The organism is Paenarthrobacter sp. 10L412, from assembly GCF_056395565.1.
This window is the reverse complement of record NZ_JBFTJT010000003.1, coordinates 176649-198017: the sequence shown is the minus strand read 5'-3', so window position 1 is coordinate 198017 and position 21369 is coordinate 176649. Positions and strand designations below refer to the sequence as shown.

At 61.7% G+C, this 21369-nt stretch carries 19 protein-coding genes; 10 read left to right on the top strand and 9 right to left on the bottom strand.

The genetic code is table 11. The features are described from left to right. Nucleotides 1–143 precede the first annotated feature (143 nt). The 4 genes from AC1DD7_RS04225 to AC1DD7_RS04210 all read left to right on the top strand — a co-directional run bounded on the left by AC1DD7_RS04225 (nucleotide 144) and on the right by AC1DD7_RS04210 (nucleotide 6025). Nucleotides 144–2102 carry a heparinase II/III family protein gene (locus AC1DD7_RS04225; RefSeq protein ID WP_477513937.1) on the top strand — a complete coding sequence of 653 codons (1959 nt, stop codon included), beginning with the start codon at nucleotides 144–146 and terminating at the stop codon, nucleotides 2100–2102. Next, complete coding sequence (locus AC1DD7_RS04220) at nucleotides 2095–3246, top strand: LacI family DNA-binding transcriptional regulator (RefSeq protein ID WP_477513936.1); 1152 nt, start codon at nucleotides 2095–2097, stop codon at nucleotides 3244–3246. The genes AC1DD7_RS04225 and AC1DD7_RS04220 overlap by 8 nt, the downstream gene beginning before the upstream one ends. Further along, nucleotides 3246–5141, top strand: a complete 1896-nt coding sequence (locus AC1DD7_RS04215) for a DUF2264 domain-containing protein (protein ID WP_477513935.1) — start codon at nucleotides 3246–3248, stop codon at nucleotides 5139–5141. Before AC1DD7_RS04220 ends, AC1DD7_RS04215 begins: the two co-directional genes overlap by 1 nt. An 83-nt stretch (nucleotides 5142–5224) precedes the next feature. Then, on the top strand, nucleotides 5225–6025 hold the full coding sequence (locus AC1DD7_RS04210; RefSeq protein ID WP_477513934.1) for a GNAT family N-acetyltransferase: 801 nt from the start codon (nucleotides 5225–5227) through the stop codon (nucleotides 6023–6025). A 16-nt stretch (nucleotides 6026–6041) separates the two neighbouring features. On the opposite strand, the gene AC1DD7_RS04205 is transcribed toward AC1DD7_RS04210, so the two are convergent. From AC1DD7_RS04205 to AC1DD7_RS04195, 3 genes are all read right to left on the bottom strand, one after another. Continuing rightward, a complete protein-coding gene (locus AC1DD7_RS04205) occupies nucleotides 6042–7034 on the bottom strand; it encodes a Fic family protein (protein ID WP_477513933.1) in 993 nt (330 codons plus the stop codon). Nucleotides 7035–7383: 349 nt separating this feature from the next. After that, the gene (locus tag AC1DD7_RS04200; protein ID WP_477513932.1) at nucleotides 7384–8178 is read right to left on the bottom strand and encodes a discoidin domain-containing protein; all 795 of its coding nucleotides are present in this window, start codon (nucleotides 8176–8178) and stop codon (nucleotides 7384–7386) included. 237 nt (nucleotides 8179–8415) lie between these two features. Next, nucleotides 8416–9225 carry a hypothetical protein gene (locus AC1DD7_RS04195; RefSeq protein WP_477513931.1) on the bottom strand — a complete coding sequence of 270 codons (810 nt, stop codon included), beginning with the start codon at nucleotides 9223–9225 and terminating at the stop codon, nucleotides 8416–8418. A 360-nt stretch (nucleotides 9226–9585) separates the two neighbouring features. On the opposite strand from AC1DD7_RS04195, the gene AC1DD7_RS04190 reads away from it, so the two are divergent. Together AC1DD7_RS04190 and AC1DD7_RS04185 are read left to right on the top strand one after the other, a co-directional pair. Beyond that, nucleotides 9586–10251, top strand: a complete 666-nt coding sequence (locus AC1DD7_RS04190; RefSeq protein ID WP_477513930.1) for a GntR family transcriptional regulator — start codon at nucleotides 9586–9588, stop codon at nucleotides 10249–10251. After that, nucleotides 10248–11426 (top strand): MFS transporter, encoded by a 1179-nt coding sequence (locus tag AC1DD7_RS04185; RefSeq protein ID WP_477513929.1) that lies wholly within the window; start codon nucleotides 10248–10250, stop codon nucleotides 11424–11426. Before AC1DD7_RS04190 ends, AC1DD7_RS04185 begins: the two co-directional genes overlap by 4 nt. A 73-nt stretch (nucleotides 11427–11499) precedes the next feature. Here AC1DD7_RS04185 and AC1DD7_RS04180 read toward each other — a convergent pair whose 3' ends face one another. Beyond that, nucleotides 11500–14940 carry a DEAD/DEAH box helicase gene (locus AC1DD7_RS04180; RefSeq protein ID WP_477513928.1) on the bottom strand — a complete coding sequence of 1147 codons (3441 nt, stop codon included), beginning with the start codon at nucleotides 14938–14940 and terminating at the stop codon, nucleotides 11500–11502. 165 nt (nucleotides 14941–15105) lie between these two features. On the opposite strand from AC1DD7_RS04180, the gene AC1DD7_RS04175 reads away from it, so the two are divergent. Both AC1DD7_RS04175 and AC1DD7_RS04170 read left to right on the top strand, forming a co-directional pair. Further along, a complete protein-coding gene (locus AC1DD7_RS04175; protein ID WP_477513927.1) occupies nucleotides 15106–15954 on the top strand; it encodes a DMP19 family protein in 849 nt (282 codons plus the stop codon). Nucleotides 15955–16122: 168 nt separating this feature from the next. Beyond that, nucleotides 16123–17073: a type IV toxin-antitoxin system AbiEi family antitoxin domain-containing protein gene (locus AC1DD7_RS04170; RefSeq protein ID WP_477513926.1), complete on the top strand. Its 951-nt coding sequence runs from the start codon at nucleotides 16123–16125 to the stop codon at nucleotides 17071–17073. A 92-nt stretch (nucleotides 17074–17165) separates the two neighbouring features. Here AC1DD7_RS04170 and AC1DD7_RS04165 read toward each other — a convergent pair whose 3' ends face one another. Beyond that, nucleotides 17166–17714 (bottom strand): COG4315 family predicted lipoprotein, encoded by a 549-nt coding sequence (locus AC1DD7_RS04165; protein ID WP_477513925.1) that lies wholly within the window; start codon nucleotides 17712–17714, stop codon nucleotides 17166–17168. A gap of 151 nt (nucleotides 17715–17865) precedes the next feature. Between AC1DD7_RS04165 and AC1DD7_RS04160 the strand changes: the two genes are divergently transcribed. Further along, entirely contained in the window at nucleotides 17866–18363 is a 498-nt protein-coding gene (locus tag AC1DD7_RS04160; protein WP_431116772.1) for a sigma-70 family RNA polymerase sigma factor, read from the top strand. Beyond that, entirely contained in the window at nucleotides 18360–19034 is a 675-nt protein-coding gene (locus tag AC1DD7_RS04155; RefSeq protein ID WP_477513924.1) for an anti-sigma factor family protein, read from the top strand. The genes AC1DD7_RS04160 and AC1DD7_RS04155 overlap by 4 nt, the downstream gene beginning before the upstream one ends. A gap of 3 nt (nucleotides 19035–19037) precedes the next feature. Here AC1DD7_RS04155 and AC1DD7_RS04150 read toward each other — a convergent pair whose 3' ends face one another. From AC1DD7_RS04150 to AC1DD7_RS04135, 4 genes are all read right to left on the bottom strand, one after another. Next, nucleotides 19038–19520 carry a type II toxin-antitoxin system RatA family toxin gene (locus tag AC1DD7_RS04150; protein ID WP_477513923.1) on the bottom strand — a complete coding sequence of 161 codons (483 nt, stop codon included), beginning with the start codon at nucleotides 19518–19520 and terminating at the stop codon, nucleotides 19038–19040. Beyond that, on the bottom strand, nucleotides 19521–19913 hold the full coding sequence (locus tag AC1DD7_RS04145) for a hypothetical protein (RefSeq protein WP_477513922.1): 393 nt from the start codon (nucleotides 19911–19913) through the stop codon (nucleotides 19521–19523). It abuts the gene before it with no gap. A 21-nt stretch (nucleotides 19914–19934) separates the two neighbouring features. After that, entirely contained in the window at nucleotides 19935–20840 is a 906-nt protein-coding gene (trmB, locus tag AC1DD7_RS04140; protein ID WP_223946999.1) for a tRNA (guanosine(46)-N7)-methyltransferase TrmB, read from the bottom strand. A gap of 70 nt (nucleotides 20841–20910) precedes the next feature. Beyond that, nucleotides 20911–21357, bottom strand: coding sequence for a hypothetical protein (locus AC1DD7_RS04135; protein ID WP_477513921.1), 447 nt, complete (start codon nucleotides 21355–21357; stop codon nucleotides 20911–20913). Between the last annotated feature and the right edge of the window lie 12 nt (nucleotides 21358–21369).

Here is a 21369-nt window from a genome sequence, read left to right as displayed (position 1 = left end):
TTTCAGCCGGCCTGTTCGACCGGTTATTTATGTGTTGCATCACATCTAATAATCAGTACATACTCATGAACAAGACAGTTCATTCAACTCAATCGAGCTTGATCTTAAACGTTCACACTCGAACAAATGAGAGAAGAATTCCTATGGCAATCGGCACCGACGCCGTCCATGCGCCACCATTGCTCACTTCGTGGGGCTCCCAGGCTGAGGCTGGGTCTCTGGTTGAATCCCTTCGCGGCTCCCGCGATCGACTCACCGTTCGTCCAGCGTCCGACGCCGGGTGGCAGCGCGTTGCTGCACGCTCGGTCACGAAGATACGCAGCCAGGCAGAAGCGGAGAAGGGCAAGCCCTGGCCCCAACCGCTGGTGTCCCACTACGCCCGCTATTTTCGTGACGGCAACCGCACGGCCTATGAAGGACTCGTAGCGAGCCGACAGCAGCGGCTGACGCGCGCCGTCGTGATGGCTGCGGTGGCGGGCCCCGACCAAGGCGGCTGGCTTGATGAAGTGATCGACGGCGCCTACCTCCTGTGCGAGCAGAGCTCCTGGAGCTGGGCCGCCCACGATGATGTTTTTGCCCGCACTGGCGACGTGGTTCCTGACCGTTCCCGGCCTTATCTGGATCTTGGTGCCGGTGAGGTGGTTGCCCAGCTGGCGTGGCTGGATCTGGTGCTTGGTGAGCAGCTGGATGAACGTGCTCCGGGCCTGCGGAAACGCATCCGGATGGAGGCCAATGAAAGGGTGATCCGCCCCTTCCTGGACAGGCTGGACTGGCACTGGCTGGGCCTCAACGGGGACGTCCACAACTGGAATCCCTGGATCCACTCGAACATCATTGCGGCGGCGCTGTTGCTTGTGGACGATCCGGAACTACAGGCTCAAACCCTCGCCCGCTGCATCGAGGGACTTGACCGTTTTCTTGCCTCGATTCCTGCTGATGGCGCTATTGATGAAGGCTTCGCCTATTGGTGGAACGGCACCGGCCGCGCCCTGGAAGGCCTCGCCGTCCTGGAGCAAGCTACCGGTGGAATGCTCAACGTGGACCTGCCAGTGATCCGCGAACTCGTTGCCTTCCCATACCGGATGCATCTGGGTCATCGTTGGTTCCTGAACGTCGCCGACGGTCCCGCCCGCGCGCCCGCAGGCCTTCCCTGGGACATGCTGCACCGTTGGGCCGTGCGACTCGGTGACTCCGAAGCAGCCCAGCATGCCGCAACCTTTGCCGCCGTCGAACCCGAACCCGAACCGTGGGCTGGGCTAGGCCGCGTCCTCACCTCCCTTACCCAACCAGGTAGCAGCACAGCGCGTTTTGAGCCCTCAAAACGCGCACAGCTGCGACCTAGTTGGGGGACGTACCTTCCTTCCGTCCAGATCATGATCGCCCGGCAAACTCCCGGCGCCACAGACGGGCTCACTCTCGCGGCCAAGGGCGGCCATAACGGCGAGCATCACAACCATCGCGACGTCGGGTCCGTGGTGGTTGCCATGGACGGGGTCCCCTTGCTGGTCGACGCCGGCCAGCCCACCTACACCGCGCAGACGTTCGGCCCTGATCGGTATCAGATCCGGGCCATGCAAAGCGCGTGGCACAGCGTGCCGGCGCCGTTCGGCCTGGAGCAGGGGACCGGTTCGTCTTTCGCGGCTACGGTTCTCCAGGAGCCCACTCCCGAGGAGCCGGCCCTCGCACTCGGACTTGGCTCCGCCTACGGCCTGGACCACGCCGAGCAGTGGATCCGGACCTCCATGCTGAACCGGGAACTTGGAACCGTGGTGATAGATGACCGTTGGAACCTGCCGCCAGCACCAGCGGAGGGAACGCCCGACGTCGACATCACCTATCTCGTGGCCGGCACCGTTCGTTTGGGTCATGACGCGACGGCGACGGTCACGCCCGACGGCATTCCCAACGTGGAAACCACCAGGGGAGTGCACCTCCGCTGGAAGCCGGCGACCGCCGTCGTGCTCGTGGACGAATGGCACCTCGACGATCCGCTCCTCAGCGGCGTTTGGGGCGAAAAGCTAACGCGCCTGCGATTCCGCATGCCCGCCGAAACCCGCGCTTCGGGCGCATTCACCCTCACTGTGGAGACCATCGATGACTAACGAAACAAGTCCCGAGGGCAGCGGTAAGTCGCTGTTTTCGCTGCAACGCCGGGAGCGGTTGATGGAGGAACTGCGCGCCCACGGTGCTATCACAGTGCGCGACATCGCCTCGAAACTCGGTGTCAGCGAACTGACCATCCGGCGTGACGTGAACATTCTGGCCGATGAAGGCCTCGTTTCCCGCGTGCATGGCGGCGCTACGCTTCCCAGTCCACTGGACCGCTCAGTTGCGGTGGGAAGGCCATCGGCGCACAGCTATTCCATCGGCATGGTGGTTCCCTCGCTCGACTACTACTGGCCGCAGGTCATCAGCGGTGCCCGCGGCGAGGCCGAACTGCAGAACCTCCGGATTCTGGTTCGCGGCTCAGCCTACGATGCTGCCGATAATCGTCGCCAAGTCCAGGCACTTCTGGATACCCAGAACATCGACGGGCTGATCGTGGCGCCGGATATGAGCGGTGAGCATGGCAAGGAGCTGCTGCGCTGGCTCAATGCTTTGCCCATCCCCGTGATCCTGACCGAGCGGCGTGCGCCCTCCGAGATCCCGGCCCACCGCCTTGAATGGGTGGCGACTGATCATGCTTTCGGGGCTGGCATGGCTGTGCGGCACCTGTGGCAGGAGGGGCACAGGATGATCGGCTGCCTCACGGATTCCACCAGTCCCACCAGCCCGCACGTGGTCCGCGGCTGGAAGCAAGCCCTTGCCGCGCTCAAGATCCCGCTGGACAAATCCATCCACGAGGATTCGGCCAAGCTGGATAATGGCGAACGCGCCAAACACTTTGACCACGTCCTGGAACTCTGCCGTTCTTCGGGGACCACCGCTATGTTGGTGCACTCAGATACCCAAGCCGTGGCGTTCGTGCAGCACTGCGTGGACCGCGGAGTGGACGTTCCCGGCAGCATGGCGATCGTGGGATACGACGACGAAGTTGCCTACCTTGCCGAGCCTGCGATCTCCGCGGTGCGGCCCCCCAAAAGCTACGTCGGCAAGGTTGCAGTGCAGCTCATGGCTGCCCGCCTGGCCGAAGGAAGGATGCGCCCAGTGCATCGAATTGACCTGAACCCTGAACTGATAGTGCGGGAATCCTCTGTGGGTGCTCCGCGCGTCCGGACAGGCGTTGTGCTGGAGGATTCGCTCTGATGGCTCTTGTGCTGCCTCCGCTGGACTTTGCATTGTCACCTTTTACCGGCTTGACCCGCGATCACTGGTGCGCTTATGCGGACTACTTGTTGCGTTCGGCCCACCAATTTGGGACCGAGGACCACGCGAACTTTCACCTCCCAGGCGCCAACAGCCGGTACGGCCCTCGCAGCGATTCACTGGAAGCCTTCGCCCGGACCTTCCTGCTTGCTTCCTTCCGCATCGCCGGGGATCCTGCCACCACCGGCTGGATCGCCGAGTGGTACGCCGAGGGGCTCGACGCCGGAACCAACCCCGCAAACCCCAACCGGTGGCCGACACCAGGGGAGCTGGGACAGGCGAAGGTAGAGGCGGCGTCGTTGGCGGTTGGCCTGGCACTGACCCGCGATGTGCTGTGGGACAAGCTCCCGCAGCGTGTGCAGGAGCAGATCATAGCCTGGTTTGAGACCGTGATCGGCGAGGACTATCCGCCCATCAACTGGGTGTGGTTCCAGATTGTGGTGGAGACGTTCCTGGCTTCTGTTGGTGGGCGCTACTCGGACGAAGACATCGACGCCGGACTCGCCATCCACGACTCGCTCTACCGGGGCGGGGGCTGGTTTGCTGATGGACCGGAGCGCGCGTACGACCACTACGTCGGCTGGGCTTTCCAGGTGTACCCGCAGCTGTGGGCTCTGATGGCACCTTCCGATCCCCGGGTTTCCGCACGCAAGAAGCTCGACGGCGACCGGCTGGCTGATTTCCTGGATGACGCTTCTTACCTGGTCGGGTCCAACGGGGCTCCTATGATTCAGGGGCGAAGCTTGATATACCGGTTCGCAGCCGCAGCGCCGTTCTGGGCAGGGGAGTTGTCCGGGCACACACGTCTGCAGCCGGGTTTGGCGCGCCGGACTGCCTCCGGAATGCTCGACTACTTTGCCAGGCACGGGTCCATCACTGAGGATGGGCTCCTGTCCATCGGTTGGCACGGCGAGTTTGCGGGTATGAAGCAGGCGTACTCCGGCGCTGGATCGCCGTACTGGGCTGCGAAGGGGATGCTCGGGTTGGCGCTTCCGGCGGATCACCCTGCATGGACTGCGGTGGAAGCTCCCTTGCCTGTTGAGGTTTCCGACACCCAGCGCATCATTGCCGCCCCCGGCTGGCAAGTGGACGGAACTGTTTCCGACGGGGTGGTTCGGATCCGGAACCACGCGACCGATCACGCTGTGGCTGGGGCTTTGGTTGCGGACAGTCCTCTGTATGCCCGGATCGGATACTCGACGCACACGTTCCCCGATCTCTCCGCCGAGTCCGTGGACAACGCGGTGACGTTCGTTGATTCCTCGGGCCGGCTGACGCATCGGACCGGGTTTGAGTACCTTGGTTCGTTTTCGGAGGGCGGAGTCCAGGTGGGCGCTTCCCGGTTCACTGCCCATTGGATCGAACCCGATCCCGACGCCGGCCCGGACCACGGCAGCGGGGTTGCCGGAACTGCGACTCCCGGGCCTTCCGTCACAGTGGTTTCTGTGACGCGCGGGGCTGTGGAGCTTCGGCTGGTTCGGCTGCGGGGTGCTTCTGGTTCGGGGGCTTCGCTGCGGATCGGCGGGTGGCCGGTGGATGCTGCGTCTTCCGTAGCGAGTTCTGTGCGGGCCGTGCCTGGGTATGGCTTGGCATTGGATGATTTCGGCACGTTTGTCCGGTCCGGCGCCCACCCGATGGGTTCGGAACTCACCATTCCGTGGGTGGGCACCTCGGACACCGTGCACGACGGCGACTATGCCGCCGTCGTGGTTCTCGCCGGTGAGGGAGGTGCTTCGGAGGATGACGGTGTCGTGTACGTAGAAGCGCAGGAGTGCTTCACCTTCCAAGACGGCACGTCCATATCCCTCGAGTGGCTCGCCCATTTCGACGCTTAGCTGCGCGTTCGACGTTTCGCACGGCATGGTGCGCAGCTAGCCATCGAATCGGGCGACTCGCCAGGTTGCAGTAGGCTCGCGGAATGACTCAAGTCGAGACGAAGGCCCGGCTCCTCGCCGCCTATGATCAGCAGCTTCGTACCGATGCGGAGACTCCCAGCGCATTAGAGGTCACTAAGCATGGCCCGCTCCGTCTTGCGACGTTCCTTGGGGGACGAGGGTTCATCACCTACAGGGACCTGGGCGATGCGGATGAGCAAAGCGTCGGGCGGCTCGTCGAAGAGGCGATCGCGTACTTCCAAGCCGAACCTGACATCAGCAAGGTCGAATGGAAAACCCGTGGGCATGACCACGCCCCAGGCCTGTACGAGGCATTGCTGGACAACGGCTTCACCCCGGATCCGCCGGAATCGATCATGATCGGTGAAGCCCGGGCGTTGAGTGTCGATGTGCCACTTCCCGACGGCGTGACGCTGCGGCAAGTGACGGACGAAGCCGACGTCCGGGCGATGAGCGCCATGCAGGACGAAGTGTTCGGCGAGCCGGTTTCAGATGAGATGGCTAACGCCCTGCTGCGCCGGCTCTCCCTGGACGAGAGCATGGAGCTGTGGGTGGCAGAGGCGGACGGTCTTATCGTCAGCGCTGGACGCCTGGAACCCGTCCCTGGCACTGACTTCGCCGGGATTTGGGGTGGCGCGACCCGCGAAGAATGGCGGGGCCGGGGGATTTACCGGGCGTTGACGGCCCGCCGTGCCCAGTCCGCGCTCGCCAAGGGAAAGACCCTCATTCACAGCGACTCCACCGAATTCTCGCGCCCGATTCTGGAGCGCTCTGGACTGCTCAAGGTCTCGACGACCACCCCGTACCGCTGGGCGCGTGGCTGAGGAATCCGCCCAACTCCTACGTGCTTTGACCTGCGAGACGCTTATTAAGCCGGTCAACTTCATCCAGGACCTCGACAGCAGCCCATGCCCGGTTCCGTTGTGACTGGGTGATTTGCGTCAGCACTCCCGCGTCAGTCATTCGGTTCAAGGTCTTGTAGATGGACGTTTCCTCAACTCCAGCGACGTACGCTGCCCGGTGCGCTTCGAAGACGGGCTGCTCCAGCAACCACGGAATGAGCTTCGCTTCAGCAGAGTTCTTCCTGGGGCTGAGTAAGTCTGTCCACAGAGCCGGGAGCTCATCGAGAGCAGCGACCGATTCACGGGCAGCCTGGGAGGCGCGTATTGCAGACTTTGCAAGGTACAGAACAAAGGGGTCTGCGTCACCGTTGCGATAGTTGTTGAGTAGGGAAAAGTACGTATCCACGTCAGCCACCATTGCAGAGGCTATGGGTGTGACCGTGTTTCTGGTCAATCCCCGGCGGCGCGATATTGAGCCGATCAGAGCTCGTCCGATACGGCCATTACCGTCGGTAAAGGGGTGAATGGATTCGAAGTGGGCATGCGCTATAGCTGCCTGGGCCATAATCGGGACATCGATTCGTCGACAGAATTCCCGGAGGTCGTCCATGAGCTCGGGGACAAGCGCCGGTGGGGGAGGCACATGGATGGCGCCGCGAGGGGAGTAGTCACTTCCGCCGATCCAGTTCTGCACGTTACGGAAAACGCCAGCGTGGTGGCCGTCGAGAGGATCGTCCTTCATGAGAGTTTTGTGGGCCACTAGAAGAGCTTCAAGCCTGATCTCACCAGTGGTGCCGGCGTCGTTGACCATGCTCTGCATGGCTTCCGCTGCTGCCACCATTGACCTTGCATCCGTTGAAGCCTTGAGGCCGATGATGGCCCGGGCGTAGTCGTTGCGGTTGGCGTCCACATGCTCGATTTTTGACGACGATACGGCTTCGCTGCGGAGCAAGAAGCCACTGATGGCAGCCATCCGGGTACCAGCAGTCATGTCGAGTGAAGCGACAGCTGCGGCGGCTTCTTCGATCGCAACGATCGTTGCACGCTCCGGCTCAAACCAACATCTGGCTATGTGAGGCGGAATGGAAACGTCGACTTCACTAAAAAGGCGGTCCTCTCGCGGCGGCCGCCCGACCGTTTTCCACGGCATTGTTTCACTCGTGTGGGCTGGCCACGACGACATTAAGTTCCTCCGAACGGCTAGAAAGGTGCTTCTTATTGATATTTTAGGGCACAAATAACAACTAGCTCCGTGCAACTGTTCGTTTTTTCCACGAAACAAGGCGCGAGCAAGGCCCCTCAGGCTCAAATCCCGAGGGGCCTCTGCTAGCTCAGGGAGCCTACTTCCGCTCGGGGAAGTAGCTCACGCACTGCCCTTGATCACCGAACACCGGCGCCGGACTCGTCTTCCATCCATTGCTCTTGCACGCGTCCTTACCGGTGGAGAACGTCAGCCGGTACTCCTTCGTGGTCCCATTCGGCGCTGTTATGGTGACGACCGCCGTCGGGTTCTCAGCGGTGGGCTGCTGGACTGTCACCTTCGCGTTGGTGTCCAGCGGGTAGCCGACGACGGCGGGAGTCGCCGACGTCGACAACACCTGATAGTCAGTGGTCTCTGGCGCGAAGCCGACTACTGAGGCTTGGTTCACAAGGAGCCTGCCGAGATCGGCGAGCCCGGCATCAGCCAAGCGGGAACTGGCGATGGCCACCTCGGCCACCTTCGTGTGCGAACCCGTTGTTACGAACGAAACCCTGATCCCACGTGTGGTCACGGGATCAAATCCCACGGTCACCGGCGAAGCCGTCGAGAGCCCCGTGATGGTTCCCGCCGACGTATCCTTCCAGATGCCAGCGGCGTCCTGGTACTGGATCTTGAGGCTCTGGGCTGCCTTCTCCGCAGACGTCACGGTCACCGAGGAAACGGTGTAGTCCCGACTGAAGGCGTAGCTCAGGCTGTCGCCGTTGCGGCCGCCGCTCACCCAGTTGGACCATCGGGTGCAGGCGTTGGCGTCGCACGTGTTCTTGGCGATGTAGGAGCCCTCGGTGTAGCTGGCGCTTGCGCTTATTGTGGGGTCGTCCTTGCAAATGTTGCTGCTCGGAACCCGGTCCACCACCACAGTGAGGGTCGCGGACACGGAGCCAGCCTTACCCGGAACGGTCGCTGAACCAGTCGATTGCAGCGCTGAAGCATCAAAGGAAGACCAGTCCCACGCCACGGGCATCACTGAATGCCTGCCCATACGGATCAACACCTGAACCGTGGAGTACAACCTTCCCTTCCTTCTGCCATACCGCTGGATCTACAGGGGACCACGTGACGGCAAGCGGCTTGCCCGGGCGATCGCTTGTGTCACTGAGACCAAGCGGCCGGGTCACAACGGCAACGAACCAAAAATGGACATAGCTCCCTTGGCGAGGGGCAGAAGAATTGTGAGAATTGCCGTAGTTATAGTACTAGGCATCGTAATTTTCTCCGACAGGCGAAGCCGTTCGCGTGAAAACTCGAATCTTCCGCTGCTGATTTCGCTTAAAATTTCCTGTACATACTCAGGCAGCAGAGACACATTCCGTCTGTTACGCCCGCTGTCTTTGAGAGTTTCATGTATTGCTACCACTCTATGGTCATCGCCAGGAACTCCCAACTTCCCCACAATAGTTAAGAAATTCAACCCACTAAGAACCAATTGACGGTGCGCCAGGGAGTCGTGCCTGGACAGGAAGGTCCGCGCATTACCCATGAGTTGCATGGCCATCTTAAAGCCTCGGACTCTTGGTTCGATCTTGAAAATAACCCATTCAAGAGTGACATATAGAGATGCTGTTGGGATAAGCGGGATAATAAGAGCGGCTAGTACGCTAGATGCTGGGCATAGTAGGGCAAGCATGGTGGCGGGGATCGTTCCTGCGTTAACTTCGTCATCCAATGCCTCGAGGAAATGAGGCCCCACGCTCTCCAGGATTAGTTTCGCCACCAGGGCGGAATATGCGTACGCGATAAGGAAGGCGCTCAGAAAAGCGAGCTTGATTGGGAATCGATAATATCCGCGGGCCAACGCCGCCCTGTCGGTTGATTCAGTTGGTAGTGCAGTCGATGCGAGGCCGGGATGTTTCCGGAGTGTTTTCGGTGAATCAAACCAGCGCTCTGGTGAGTTTTTAGTCTGGCGTTGAATCCACCATCTCATTCCTCCTGCGGTACAGAATACTAGGAATGAAGCGACTCCACATAGGAGCGTCGTTGCGTCAAGGACGCACAGCATCAGTAAATACAGGCTCAAACTATCCACCATTCATTTCAGTAAGTTTCGGTGCAGCGTTCGTCGCTCAGGAATCGTTTAAGTCACGAGGTGAGTCACTCGCTGGGCGGCCGCCACGAAAGCAGTTTTCCAGTTTGATGTGGGGCTGTTCCGCCAGACGTGATGCGAAGTTGCACGGGTTGGTTTCGGGACTGGTCAAAGGTGGTCATGCTTGTAACGTTCTTGGCTGCCTCCTTGCTTCTCGTGTATAGATGTATACAAGTACACATTCCTATCCAAGGCAGCAGAATGGCAGATCCACAACCACGGAACACAGGAGCGCATCTCGTCTATAGCGAGCTCAAACGGCGCATCCTCAGCCTCGAGCTCAAACCCGGAGAGCGCATCTACGAGCCGGCGATGGCCACTGCCCTACAAGTGAGCCGCACTCCGCTGAGGGAAGCTATCCGGCGCCTGATTTCCGAGAGCCTCCTGGAGCAGCAAGCTACCGGGGGAGTAGTGGTTCCGTTGCTGGATGAGACGGCAATTTCCGAGCTGTACGATGTCCGGGCTGCCCTGGAATCGTTGATGGCCCGCGAAGCGTGTGCCAAGGCGACAGTGGACGACATCGAGAAGTTACAGGGGATCCTCGAACGAAATGCAGCCATGGTGGGATTCGCTGATGAAGCCATGAAGTATGGCGTGACCCTGCACGCTACCATCGCAGCTATCGCCGGGAACTCATGGGCTCAACGCTTCCACGACCAGATCTCAAGCCAGGTTGAGCGCTACCGGCATTTCACCAACAACTCCCCTGACCGCAGGGAACAGGCTCTTGCCGATCATCGAGTACTGGTGGAAGCCATCGCCTCGAAGAAACCAGACACGGCAGCGAAAATCGCGTTTGACCACGTCATCGCACCCCGGGATGAGACGCTGCGCGCCATTTCCGGAGCTGGCCTCGTGAGCGAATGATTGGCGAACTGGGGCGACGTTCGTCCATTGCACTTCTGATCCACTCGGCCCTCATCCAGGCCGTCACCTTCCTGGTGCGGCCAGCAACCAGCTATAGGGCCTTGGAACTCGATGTCCCGGGGTTTGCCCTCGGTCTTCTCGCTGCCAGTTACGCAGTCTTCCCGCTTCTCCTCGCGCTGCCGATCGGCGGACTGGTGGACCGCCTTGGTGAGCGTCGGCTCATGTCGATCGGGTCCGCCGTCGTGCTGGGATGTTCTGCTTTTCTGTTGTTCTTCGGAACGACAGTTCCCGCGTTGGTGGCTGGAACAGCGCTTCTTGGCGCCGGGCAGCTCGCTTGTGTGGTGGGGCAGCAGGCGGTGGTTGCGAACAATGCAGAATCGGCGCGCATGGACTCCGCATTCGGATATCTGACGTTCGCCGCATCGTTGGGCCAGGCACTTGGACCGTTGGCGATTTCCTTGGTGGGCGGCGCCTCGGTCCGACCGGATACGAACGCGATCTTCCTTCTCGCGACGGCCATGAGCTTGGTGCTCTTCGTGACTACTTTTGTGGTCTCGTCGAAGGTCAGCCGGAGGCGACGGATGTCCAAAGGTTCCGCTGGTGCCAAGGGCGGCGCCATGGCACTGCTCAAAACCCCTGGCGTGGTTCGGGCGTTGTCCACCAGCGCCACCGTTCTGGCAGTGGTGGACCTTACCGTCGTCTACTTGCCAGCCCTTGGCGCTGAACGGGGCCTGAGTGCGGCAACGGTTGGCTTGATGCTGACTGTCCGCGCGGTGTTGTCCATGGTTTCCCGGCTGGGGCTTGGCAGCATGTCGCGGAAGCTGGGACGGATGAGGCTGCTCGTCTTGAGCCTTGCGGTTTCCACCGTGTCTCTGGCTGTCGCGGCCATTCCGATGCCCATGTGGTTGCTCTTCGTCGTCATGGCGTTCCTCGGCCTTGGCCTGGGAATCGGCCAGCCGCTGACCATGTCCTGGCTGTCAGCCCAGGCGCCCGAAGGCCAACGCGGACGTGCGCTGGCCTTGAGGCTCGCCGGCAACAGGGTGGGCCAAGTTGTCCTGCCCAGCGTGATCGGCGTTGTAGCTGTAGGGCTTGGCGCGGCGGGCGTGTTCCTGGCTTCCGCAGTGGCCGTTGGCGGAACGATGCTGTTGCTGCGAGGGGTGCGGCTGGACGACTAGCCAGCCCAACTGACTGGCATTAGTGGTTGTTCCCAGCGCTGGGAACAACCACTAATGCGAGCTAGTTCGGGGATTACTCCGCGAACAGCGCCGCCAGGTCATCCGCCGTCAACGAGCCACCAGCCAGCGCATCGCCTTCCATCACATCCGCGAACAGCTGCGACTTCTTGGCCTTCAGCGCCATGACCTTCTCTTCGATGGTGTCCTTCGCAACCAGCCGGTAGACCATGACGTTGCGGGCCTGTCCGATGCGGTGGGTACGGTCCACAGCCTGTGCCTCTGACGCCGGGTTCCACCACGGGTCCAGCAGGAACACGTAATCCGCCTCAGTGAGATTGAGCCCGAAGCCACCGGCCTTCAGCGAAATCAGGAACACCGGAGCGGCGCCGTTCTTGAACTCGCTCACTACGTCGCCGCGGTTCCTGGTGCTGCCGTCGAGGTAGCAGTACTCCACGCCCTCTGCATCCAAACGCTCACGCACCTTGCCCAGGAATCCCGTGAACTGGCTGAAGATCAGAGCCCTGTGTCCCTCGGAAATGAGGTCTTCCAGTTGTTCGAAGAGCACATCGAGCTTGGACGACCGCACCCCTGACAACGACGAATCCACCAACGACGCATCCAAACTCAGCTGCCTGAGCAACGTCAAGGACTGGAAGATCGTGAAGCGGTTCTTGTTGACGTCGTCGATCAGCCCCAGGATCTTCTGGCGTTCGCGCTGCAGATGCGTCTGGTAAACCTTCTGGTGCCGCGGGTTGAGCACCACTTCCAGGACCTGTTCCTGCTTGGGCGGAAGATCCTTGATGACCTGTTCTTTGGTGCGGCGCATCATCAGTGGACGGACACGACGCCGGAGCTTGGCCAGCTGCGCCGAGTCACCGTTCTTCTCCACCGGCTTCTGGTAGTTTTCCGCGAACCGCTTGGGACTCGGGAACAGGCCAGGCGCCACGATCGACGTCAGTGCCCAGAATTCCATGAGGTTGTTCTCCAGCGGAGTGCCTGTGATGGCCAGTTTGAACCGGGCCGGCAGCTTGCGCGCGCACTGGTATGCCTTGGATTGGTGGTTCTTCACGAACTGCGCCTCGTCCAGCATCAGGCCGGCCCACTGGAACGATGCGTAGGCATCGTAATCAATGCGGAACAGCGCATAGGACGTAATAACGACGTCGGCGCCCGCCAACGCGTCGACAGGTGACAGCCCGCTCTTGGCAAAGGTTTCACCAACGGTCCGCACAACAAGCCCGGGCGCGAAGCGTTGCGCTTCCGCGGCCCAGTTGCTCACCACGCTGGTGGGGGCCACTACCAAGAAAGGAGCGCGCGTTGAGGAATCAGCCGTAGCAGCTGCAGCAGCCAACTCCTTGGCCGCACAGATCAGCGCGATCGCCTGCACCGTCTTACCCAGGCCCATGTCATCGGCCAGCACGCCGCCCAGGCTGTGCTTGAACAGGAAACTGAGCCAGTTGAAACCTTCAAGCTGATACGGACGCAGCTCAGCGTTAAGGCCTGCAGGCAGCGGAAGTCCGGTCACGCCGTCGTCGAGCAGTCCGCCCACTGCCTCTCGCCATGCGGCCGCCTGCTCGTCAACGATCCCCAGCTGGGCGAGCTCATCCCAGAGACCGGCCTGGAAACGGCTGATCTGCAGGGTGCCGTCCTTGTTGTCCGGGTTGTCCTGCAGGGACCTGGCTTCGTCGATCAGTGCGCGCAGTTGGTGCAGCTCAGGCAGGTCGAGGGAGAAGTAGGCGCCGCTGGGCAACAGCATGCGGCTCATTCCGGCAGCGAGAGCCGAGAACACGGCGGCGAACGAGACCGGTTCGCCTTCGAGGGTGATGACGATGCCGAGATCGAACCAGTCGCCGCTAGCCGTTTCCTTCGTGGAGATGGAGACAACGGGAGCCTCGGCGGCTTCGCGGTAATCAGCGATGTCGCCAGAGGTTTCGACCACGACGTCCGGCAGGTCCTTGAGCGCCGGCAGGATCTCCTCAGTGAAAGCCAGCGTGTCCAGACCAGAAAGCTCCGCCGAGGCGGCGAGCCGCGGAGCGCCCCAGCCACCGGTAGCTGATTCCGCCAACGCCGGAACCACGTCCCAAGGCCTGCCGATCGAATCCAGGATCCGGGCTTCCTCAATGTCATCGCGATAGCCACGATCATCCGGATGCCGCCACAGGGGCTGCGCCGTGACCAAGGTGCCGGACTTGTAGTGCCACTCCCAGTGCAGCCGGACCTTGTGATCGGTGCCGTAATTGGCGAGCAGGGAGAGGGTGGGGACCGCCAGAGTTGGCAGTTCCACCGATTCATCAGCCGCCTTGACGGGTGTCGACTGCCTCAGCTTCGGGTAGAACGAGGTCAGAAACCGGCTCTCGTCTTCGGCCGGAATCAGAAGCGTCTCGCCCTCGGTGACAAACTCGAGCAGTTCATCACTGATACCGCCCTCAATCGGGGCGAGCGTAATCAGATTGTTCTGCTGCGGCACGCCGGGCAGGGCTTCGGCGCCGGAATGCGTGAAGAAGATCCCATACGCGGGCTTGCCTATGAAGCCCACGGTTCCGGCATCAATCTGCTCGCCGCCTACCGTCACCGACGGCGCAAGCTGCAGGCCGCCGTCGGGCGTTTGCTTCCCGTCTTTGCCGCCCAGCGCTTCAAGGCGCGCCAAACTGAGTCCGACGACGGCGGGTTGGGCCTCGACGTGGACAGGCTCGCTACCAGCCGCGTGAATCAGCGGAATGCCGGCTTTAGTGGCGTCCGCGAGGAGGGTCCAGAGGTTCTTGGCAGCGAAATCATTCAGGCTCAACCACATGGCGCCCGACGGTTGCTGGCGACCATTACTGGAACCGTGGGCAGCGAGGAAAGTCTGAAGCCACTCGACGTGTGCCTCATTGAATTCCCGGCGGAAACTGACGTAGCTGAGGTTGTTCCAGGAAACGTCCCCGCGGATCCATTTGCCCTTGGCGCCCATCATCACCGGGCGGGCCTTGAGTTGCCGGACACTGCGCATGGGGTCGCGGCGGCCTGTGTAGGAGAAGTGGGCGGCCGGTTCCTCAACCTCGAACTGCAGGGCGAGCGGAATGCCGGCCGTGCTCGGCGCAGTGCCCGGCTTCGCGATCAGCCTGTTGAGGGCTTGCTCCCAAGCCGGCCGCGCGGAACCGCCCTGCTCGGAGGAACCAAGGCGCGAGGTCTGGATCCCGGGTGCCTGGGACAGGAGCTGGGCGCGGATAGTGGGGTGGTCTTCAGCGGTGAAAAGCAACGCGGCCACATGCTTGCAATCCTTGCGGACAGGGCAGCTGCAAATACCTACTGTGCAGCTCCAGCCGCTGGGCTTGCGAACCAGCTTGGCCGACGTCGAATATGGTTGCGGCCCAGTGCCGCGGACTTTGCCAAGCAAGAGGCCGGTGGCCGAATCGAAAGAAATTCCGCTCACGCGGCTGCCCATGGCATAGGCCAATCCGGCCGCCAAGGAGCGGTCGTTAATGGCAGGAGTCTGAATGGCCAGTTCCCAGGTTTCGTCTGTGTGGGACGGCATGCGTCGGGCTACTTTCGGCAGGAGGTTATCTGCTCAATCTTAGTCAGCAGAAAACGGCTCCCAAACTTCGCCCTCCGTTAACCTCTACCTCGATTGCCGCGCCGCTCCCACGCGTACGTTGAAAGGGTCCGGAGCACCAACAGCTTTCAGCAGTGAGGATTTCCCATGACTACCAACGAGTACCCCGTCGTCCTGAACAAAACCAGCTTCGAAGCAGGCAATGCAGACGTAGTGGATTCCAACGTCAACGTCGTGAACCAGATGTATGCGGAGCTCCTCAACAGCGACGAAATCGCGTCCGCTGCGCTCAACAGCTACTTTGTTGATTTCTACCTGACCCAGGCGTTGGCCGGTGGATTCGCCCAGTACGTGTTCACCGCCCCGGAGCGTGACGAGGTGGACTCCTACGTGCGTGCCGGTTTGGAAGGCATGGGCGCCGCCCGGCACCTGGACCTGTTCAACCGCACGGCCGCAGCCTTTGATGCGTTGAGTGAGGACGACGCCGAGGCCTACCTCGACGGCGAGCTGGACGAATCAGAGGCGCCTCTCGCGGCCGTTGTTGTCCTGGATGAGCTTGACGGCGAGTTTGAAGCCTTGCTGGAGGAAGAGGACATCATCGACCTCAACGCCGCTTACCTTCGCGGCTCGTCCGAACTGCTGGTCCTCTCCGATGAGGAGCTTGAAGCGCACATCGCTGAGCGCGTTGCCCTGATTCCGGACCTTGCCGAGCGCCAGGCCGAAGCAGACGAAGAAGCCCTCGCAAACGCTCCTGAGTTCGAGGTCATCATCCGGGAACTGTGCGATGTGGCCGGCTACGCGCTGCAGAAGATCACCATGGGAGACCCCAACTACGAGCACGACGGCGTTAAGACCCTCGCCTGGCACTTCTCCACCGACCACGGCGACTACATCATGGTGGAGGACGACGACGAAGCCTTCATGATCCACCCGGAGACCAAGGAAATCATCGCGGCGGTGGAGTTCGAAGAGTCCGACGAGCTCGCGGACGCCTAAGACCCGCCGAGATCGCCGGAACGCTCCGCAATCGCCGTAGCGTTCCGGCGATCCCGCGCTTTTCGGGCGATTTGGCTGTCACCCCTGCGATGGACGCCGCCACTTCGGATGTCCACATAGCGTCGCGCACCCCTTTAAGGACTGGTACTTCGTCGGCATGCTAAGGCGATGGATCCAACATCATCGCTTGAAAGCACCGCCCCGTTAGTCCACCCGCTTCCTGTGCGCGGGTACATGTGGAGAACCGACGAGTTACTCCGCTTCGGCCTTAACAGTCGAAAGGTCAAGGCCCTCGTGGACTCCGGTGAGCTGCACCGCTTGAGGTACCTCTGCTACATCAGGGGCAACAAGTGGAATGCCCTGGGTCCGAGGAGTCAGGCCAAGGAGCGGATCCTGGCACATGCGCACGGGACGCTGACAACGTCAGCAGGCGGTTTCGTCTACAGCCATTTGTCGGCGGCACGACTCCACGGTCTGTTTGTGTGGGGCGTTGATGACAAGGTTCATGTCCTGCACACGACCAGGCCTTCCTCCGACCGCTGGGGCAAGGACGTTCGGGGACACACAGAGAGCTTCACTGAGGACGACGTCGTGCAGGTTCAGGGTTTGCGGGCGACCACACTCGAACGCACCATCTTTGACAGTGCCAGGATGCTTAGCTATCCCAAAGCACTGGTGATTATGGATCACGGACTACGCGTCGGCGCTGATAGAAGCAGGCTGACTTCCTTGGCCGCGGTCTCCTCCGGGAAGCGGGGTATCCGCACGCTGCGCAAGGCTTTGGTCAACGCAGACCCCCGCTCCGAGTCTGCTGGCGAGACGCTTACCCGTGAGTTGATGCAAAGGCTCAGCATCAGGCCCCCACAGCCACAATTCGAGGTGCAGTCCCGCTTGGGTCGCCATCGCATGGATTTCGCTTGGGAAGAGGAAAAACTGGCTCTGGAGTTTGACGGTCGCACCAAATACTTCGACTTCAATCCGACAGAGGAGGTCATCTTTCAAGAACGACGGCGGGAAAAGGCACTCGTCGAGGAGGGGTGGCGGTTTATCCGAATCGAGTGGAAGGACCTGTTTCAAGAGCGCGCCTTCAAGGAACGCATCCTTCGGGCACTCAGGTGATGCCGCCTGAGCGCGAGTTCGTGGGAACCCTGCCTGTACGCACGAAACCCTTCGGCGACACGGCAGGCTTCCCGCGATCTCGGTGTCACGCTTTAGTAGCCCGCTGCGGCCCCCTTGATCATTTCCCCACTCGGGCTGACCAGGTACCAGACACTTTGGACGCCCTGGCCGGTGACATCGCCCGGAGCCTTGTCCTTGGCGTAGTAGTACAGCGGCATGCCGTTGAGTGTGACCTGCTTCTTCCCGTCAGGCGTCGCTATGGTTCCCACGGTGCCGGTGACGCCTTCAGCGGCTGGCTTGTCCGACGTCGTCGTGAACACTGGCCAAGCTGTCAGGCAGGCGCCCGTGCAGGCGCTGGTTCCTGAGTCCTTGACGTCCTTGGTGAAGAAGTACAGGCTCATCCCCTTGCTGTCCACCACGATCTGCCCGGCGCTGGATGATGCAACCTTCATCTCCGCCCCCGCCGCGGCCGGACTGGACATGGCGTCCGTACTTGGGGACGTGGAGGTAGGTGCCGTCGAGGAAGTGGCGGCGGTGGGCGCGGCAGAGGACGTGGTGCTTGTCCCGGGGCTTCCGGCGCAACCGGCAAGAGCCACGGCGAAAACCACTGCGCCGAGTCCAACGCTGAGTCTATTTCTCATGTTTAGCTCCTTTGAAGGGCCGGCCGGGATGGGTCGGCGCTAACCCCTACGACGCCAGCGAGGGAAGAATGGTTCAAGGAGCTGAACCTTTTCGCTGCCCGCGGCGTCGTATGCAGGTAGGGCAGCAGGAAACAAGGCGAAGGAGGTGGCTATGCCGTTGGACGAGGACGTGGTGGCGGCAATCTACCGCGATCACGGCACGGCCCTGAAACGCTTTGTACTCAGCTGCACTTCGGACACGAACCAGGCCGACGACGTCGTGCAGGAAACCATCCTCAAGGTGTGGCAGCACGCCCCGCAGATTACGGGCAGCCTCCGCAGCTACCTCTTCCGAACGGCCCGCAACGTCATCATCGACAACTACCGGAAGTCCCAGCGGCGCCCTGCCGAGGCTGGCGAGCACGACCTTCCAGACCATGTTGCGACGGAACGCGTTGATGAGCTCCTGAACCGCGTCCTCATGGAAGAGGCGCTCCTGCGGCTCAGCCACGAACACCGCGAGGTCCTTGTGGCCCTGCATTACCAGCGGTTCACCGTCAGTGAGGCAGCACTGCAGCTGAACATCCCTGCCGGCACTGTGAAATCCCGGGCTTTCTATGCTGTGAAAGCCCTCCGAACGATCCTTGATGAAATGGGGGTGGAACGATGAACGGCAACCCCGTCCACCAATTGCTGGGCGCCTACCTGCTGGGCGGGCTCGACCCCGAGGAGGCTCGCTCTTTTGAAGAGCACCTCCCCGGATGTGCTGCGTGCCGCAGGGAACTCGAGGAGTTGGAAAGCCTCCCCGCGCTGCTTGACGCCGTTCCTGCCTCCGACGCCGTCGCACTCACCGTGACGGGCGCAGCCGGTGCCCTCTCACCCTTGGAACCGAGCCGGGAAGCACTGCCACAGAAGATCCTGGTTGACCTTGCGGCACGCAGGAAGAAATCACGACGGCGGTGGGCGGCTTTCGTGGGGGCAGTCGCCGCCGCATGCCTGGCACTTGGCTTCCTTGCGGGCCCGCTGCTGAACCAGCCACCAAAACCCGATGCCAGCTACTCGGTACAGTCCGAAACAGGGCTGCAGCTGACAGTAGGCATGGTCAAGAAGACCTGGGGCACGGAGCTCGAGGTCGAGGGTAAGAGCATGCCGCTCGAAGGCACGCTCTACCTCTGGGTGAAGGGCCGCGACGGGGCCGAAGAGCGCACCTGCGGCTGGACGGCGACCCCGAGCGGTCGCATCAAGATCACTGGTGCTACGCCCGTGCAGCTTGGCGGCATAGCCGGCGTGGAACTCCGGGATGAGGCCGAAAAGACAGTGGCCTCAATATCGGTGCCGTAGATTTCAGTTCCGTAGGTTTGCCCGCAGCTCCGCTACGAGGGCCGGGTCCTCGCAGGCCCGGGCAAAAGCTTCGATCCGACGTTCAATTTCGTGGCCCAACAACCAGCTTCCGATTCTCTCGGCCACCGGCTTGAGCCAAGCCGGGCGGCAGGAAAAGGTGTACTTCCAGACCGCTCGGGTGCCGCCGTCGTCGGGGGTGAACCGCCAGCCGCCGCCGAAGTTCTCGAAGAACCACGGCCCGGACACCATGGTCATTCCTACATTGCGGGGCGGGGTGTAGGAGACGTACTCGCTGACCATCTTCAGCCCCATCCTGGAGACGGTTCGTGTACGAACTCCCTTGCCCGCTGCCGTGGCTCCGTCCACGAAGCTTTGCGCCGAAATGAACGGATCCCATCTGAGCCTGAACTCGCCAGTGGTGTGCGAGAGTGCGAAGGCCGTCTCGGCATCCAGCCGGATAAATCGTTCGGCGCGGACCTGTGGCATTTAGGACCCCTGCCCTGAACCGAGCACCAGGAGCACCATGAAGGCAACACCAAAAACGTTGACCGCCATGATCGCCAGACCGATGATCCCCGTAATTCGGCCGGCGTTCATGCGTCCAGCCCGAAATACGGCGATCAGCCCACTGACGACGGACACAACGGCAAGAACCACCGCAATCACCGCCAGAATAAGCGCACTGAACCACCAGACGTCGTTGCCCGGGTTGTAGCGGCTCATCGCCGAAGCAACGGCTGCGACGCCCAGGGGAATGCTGACCACGGCGGCGACGGGCGAGAGGACTGCCGAGACGATGCTTGTGATGCCCGCACCCAATCCGGGTGTCCTGGACCGCTGCTGCTGCTCGTAGTACTCAATCGGTGGCTGATAGCTCATGATTCCCCCAAAGTCCGTGCACTAGATCTTGCGATACGTGAGGTCGAAGATCATACGCCCGGCCTCGTGGGCTTTGTTTTCAAAGCTCGTGCGGATACGGCCCTCGAACCTGGGAGCCCAGCCGCCTTCCTCGTCCACGCCCTCGTTCGGACCCGTGTGCTCAGTGCTGACAGGTGCCCGGCCCTCCCGCACGGGCGCCCCTCCCACAACAGACTCGACGCCGGATTGCCACACTTGCGTCAGCGGGCTCTCCTCGCCACTGCGCTCGCCTTCGTGCATGTTCTCAAACTCAGTTGAGCCGGCCAGGACCTCGCGGACGTGTACGGCGTAGTTGGACCAGTCGGTGGCAATGCGCCAGTAGCCACCCTTTTCCAGTGCCTTGGCAGCCACTGAAGCGAAAGCCGGCTGGATGAGGCGGCGCTTGTGATGGCGTGCCTTGTGCCATGGGTCCGGGAAGAATACCCAGAGTTCACTGACCGAACCAGCGGGAAGCATCGACTCCAAAACCTCGGGCGCGTTGGCTTCCACCACCCGAACGTTGGTCAGGCCACGGCTGTTGATCTTGATGATGGTGTTGGCCAGCCCCGGCGTGTAAACCTCAACGGCCAAAAAGTCCTTGTCCGGATTCTGTTCGGCAGCATGGACTACGGCGTCGCCCAAACCCGAACCGATCTCGACGATCAGCGGAGCTTTGCGCCCAAAGACGGCCTCGGCATCAAACGTGTAATCGGGGTGCACCGAAGTGTTGGCGACATGACGTGGAACCTGGACGGCCCACCGCTCGGCGTGCTCTTCCCACGCGGCCTGCCTCCGGCCCTGTAAACGGGTGCCGCGGCGCACGAAACTGACCGGCCGGCCACCGTAGGTTCCAAAGGAAGCCTGGCTGCCTGGCGTGACTGGTCGCGGGGAATCTGGGGTTTCACTCATCCTTTCCAGAATACTTTGGTTCCGGCGGGCAGATGGCTGGCTCAGACGAGGCTGAATCCGTGCTCCGGCGTCAAAACAGGATCATGATGCGACCCGTGGTGAAAATCCAGGCAGCAACAATTGCAACGTCCAGCCCGAGAACGCCCAGCCCGGCAATTCCTGTGAACCACGCCTTGGTGCGCCGCCCCGTTGGCGTGGGTCGTCGAGCCAGCGCCACCGATACCGTGCCGAGTACCAGGGAAACGAGGCCGCACAGGGCCGGGAGGCTCCACAATACGGTCGGGGCAGTCCAATCGTAAGGTCCCGCCCCAGAGGGTGATCGGGTGAAAAGCGCTGCCCATAATGCAGGCATCAAGGTGAAGGCCGGGTATAAGAGCGCAGCAACGGCAAAGACGAGGCTGCCAATTCCTGTGTTGAGCCCAGGAGGCTGCTTTGGCGGGACGAGAACATATCCGACCGACGCATCCGCCCTGTCCGGGTTCGATGATGTAGGCGAGGGCAAAGAAGTTTGGTTCATGCCCTCAACGCT

Coding starts and splice junctions, on each gene's coding strand:
- AC1DD7_RS04160 (WP_431116772.1), top strand. CDS start 17,866: ATGCCGTTGGACGAGGACGTGGTGGCGGCAATCTACCGCGATCACGGC.
- AC1DD7_RS04175 (WP_477513927.1), top strand. CDS start 15,106: ATGACTACCAACGAGTACCCCGTCGTCCTGAACAAAACCAGCTTCGAA.
- AC1DD7_RS04155 (WP_477513924.1), top strand. CDS start 18,360: ATGAACGGCAACCCCGTCCACCAATTGCTGGGCGCCTACCTGCTGGGC.
- AC1DD7_RS04135 (WP_477513921.1), bottom strand. CDS start 21,357: ATGAACCAAACTTCTTTGCCCTCGCCTACATCATCGAACCCGGACAGG.
- AC1DD7_RS04145 (WP_477513922.1), bottom strand. CDS start 19,913: ATGAGCTATCAGCCACCGATTGAGTACTACGAGCAGCAGCAGCGGTCC.
- AC1DD7_RS04180 (WP_477513928.1), bottom strand. CDS start 14,940: ATGCCGTCCCACACAGACGAAACCTGGGAACTGGCCATTCAGACTCCT.
- AC1DD7_RS04165 (WP_477513925.1), bottom strand. CDS start 17,714: ATGAGAAATAGACTCAGCGTTGGACTCGGCGCAGTGGTTTTCGCCGTG.
- AC1DD7_RS04150 (WP_477513923.1), bottom strand. CDS start 19,520: ATGCCACAGGTCCGCGCCGAACGATTTATCCGGCTGGATGCCGAGACG.
- AC1DD7_RS04195 (WP_477513931.1), bottom strand. CDS start 9,225: ATGAGATGGTGGATTCAACGCCAGACTAAAAACTCACCAGAGCGCTGG.
- trmB (WP_223946999.1), bottom strand. CDS start 20,840: ATGAGTGAAACCCCAGATTCCCCGCGACCAGTCACGCCAGGCAGCCAG.
- AC1DD7_RS04205 (WP_477513933.1), bottom strand. CDS start 7,034: ATGACTGCTGGTACCCGGATGGCTGCCATCAGTGGCTTCTTGCTCCGC.
- AC1DD7_RS04170 (WP_477513926.1), top strand. CDS start 16,123: ATGGATCCAACATCATCGCTTGAAAGCACCGCCCCGTTAGTCCACCCG.
- AC1DD7_RS04220 (WP_477513936.1), top strand. CDS start 2,095: ATGACTAACGAAACAAGTCCCGAGGGCAGCGGTAAGTCGCTGTTTTCG.
- AC1DD7_RS04225 (WP_477513937.1), top strand. CDS start 144: ATGGCAATCGGCACCGACGCCGTCCATGCGCCACCATTGCTCACTTCG.
- AC1DD7_RS04215 (WP_477513935.1), top strand. CDS start 3,246: ATGGCTCTTGTGCTGCCTCCGCTGGACTTTGCATTGTCACCTTTTACC.
- AC1DD7_RS04210 (WP_477513934.1), top strand. CDS start 5,225: ATGACTCAAGTCGAGACGAAGGCCCGGCTCCTCGCCGCCTATGATCAG.
- AC1DD7_RS04185 (WP_477513929.1), top strand. CDS start 10,248: ATGATTGGCGAACTGGGGCGACGTTCGTCCATTGCACTTCTGATCCAC.
- AC1DD7_RS04190 (WP_477513930.1), top strand. CDS start 9,586: ATGGCAGATCCACAACCACGGAACACAGGAGCGCATCTCGTCTATAGC.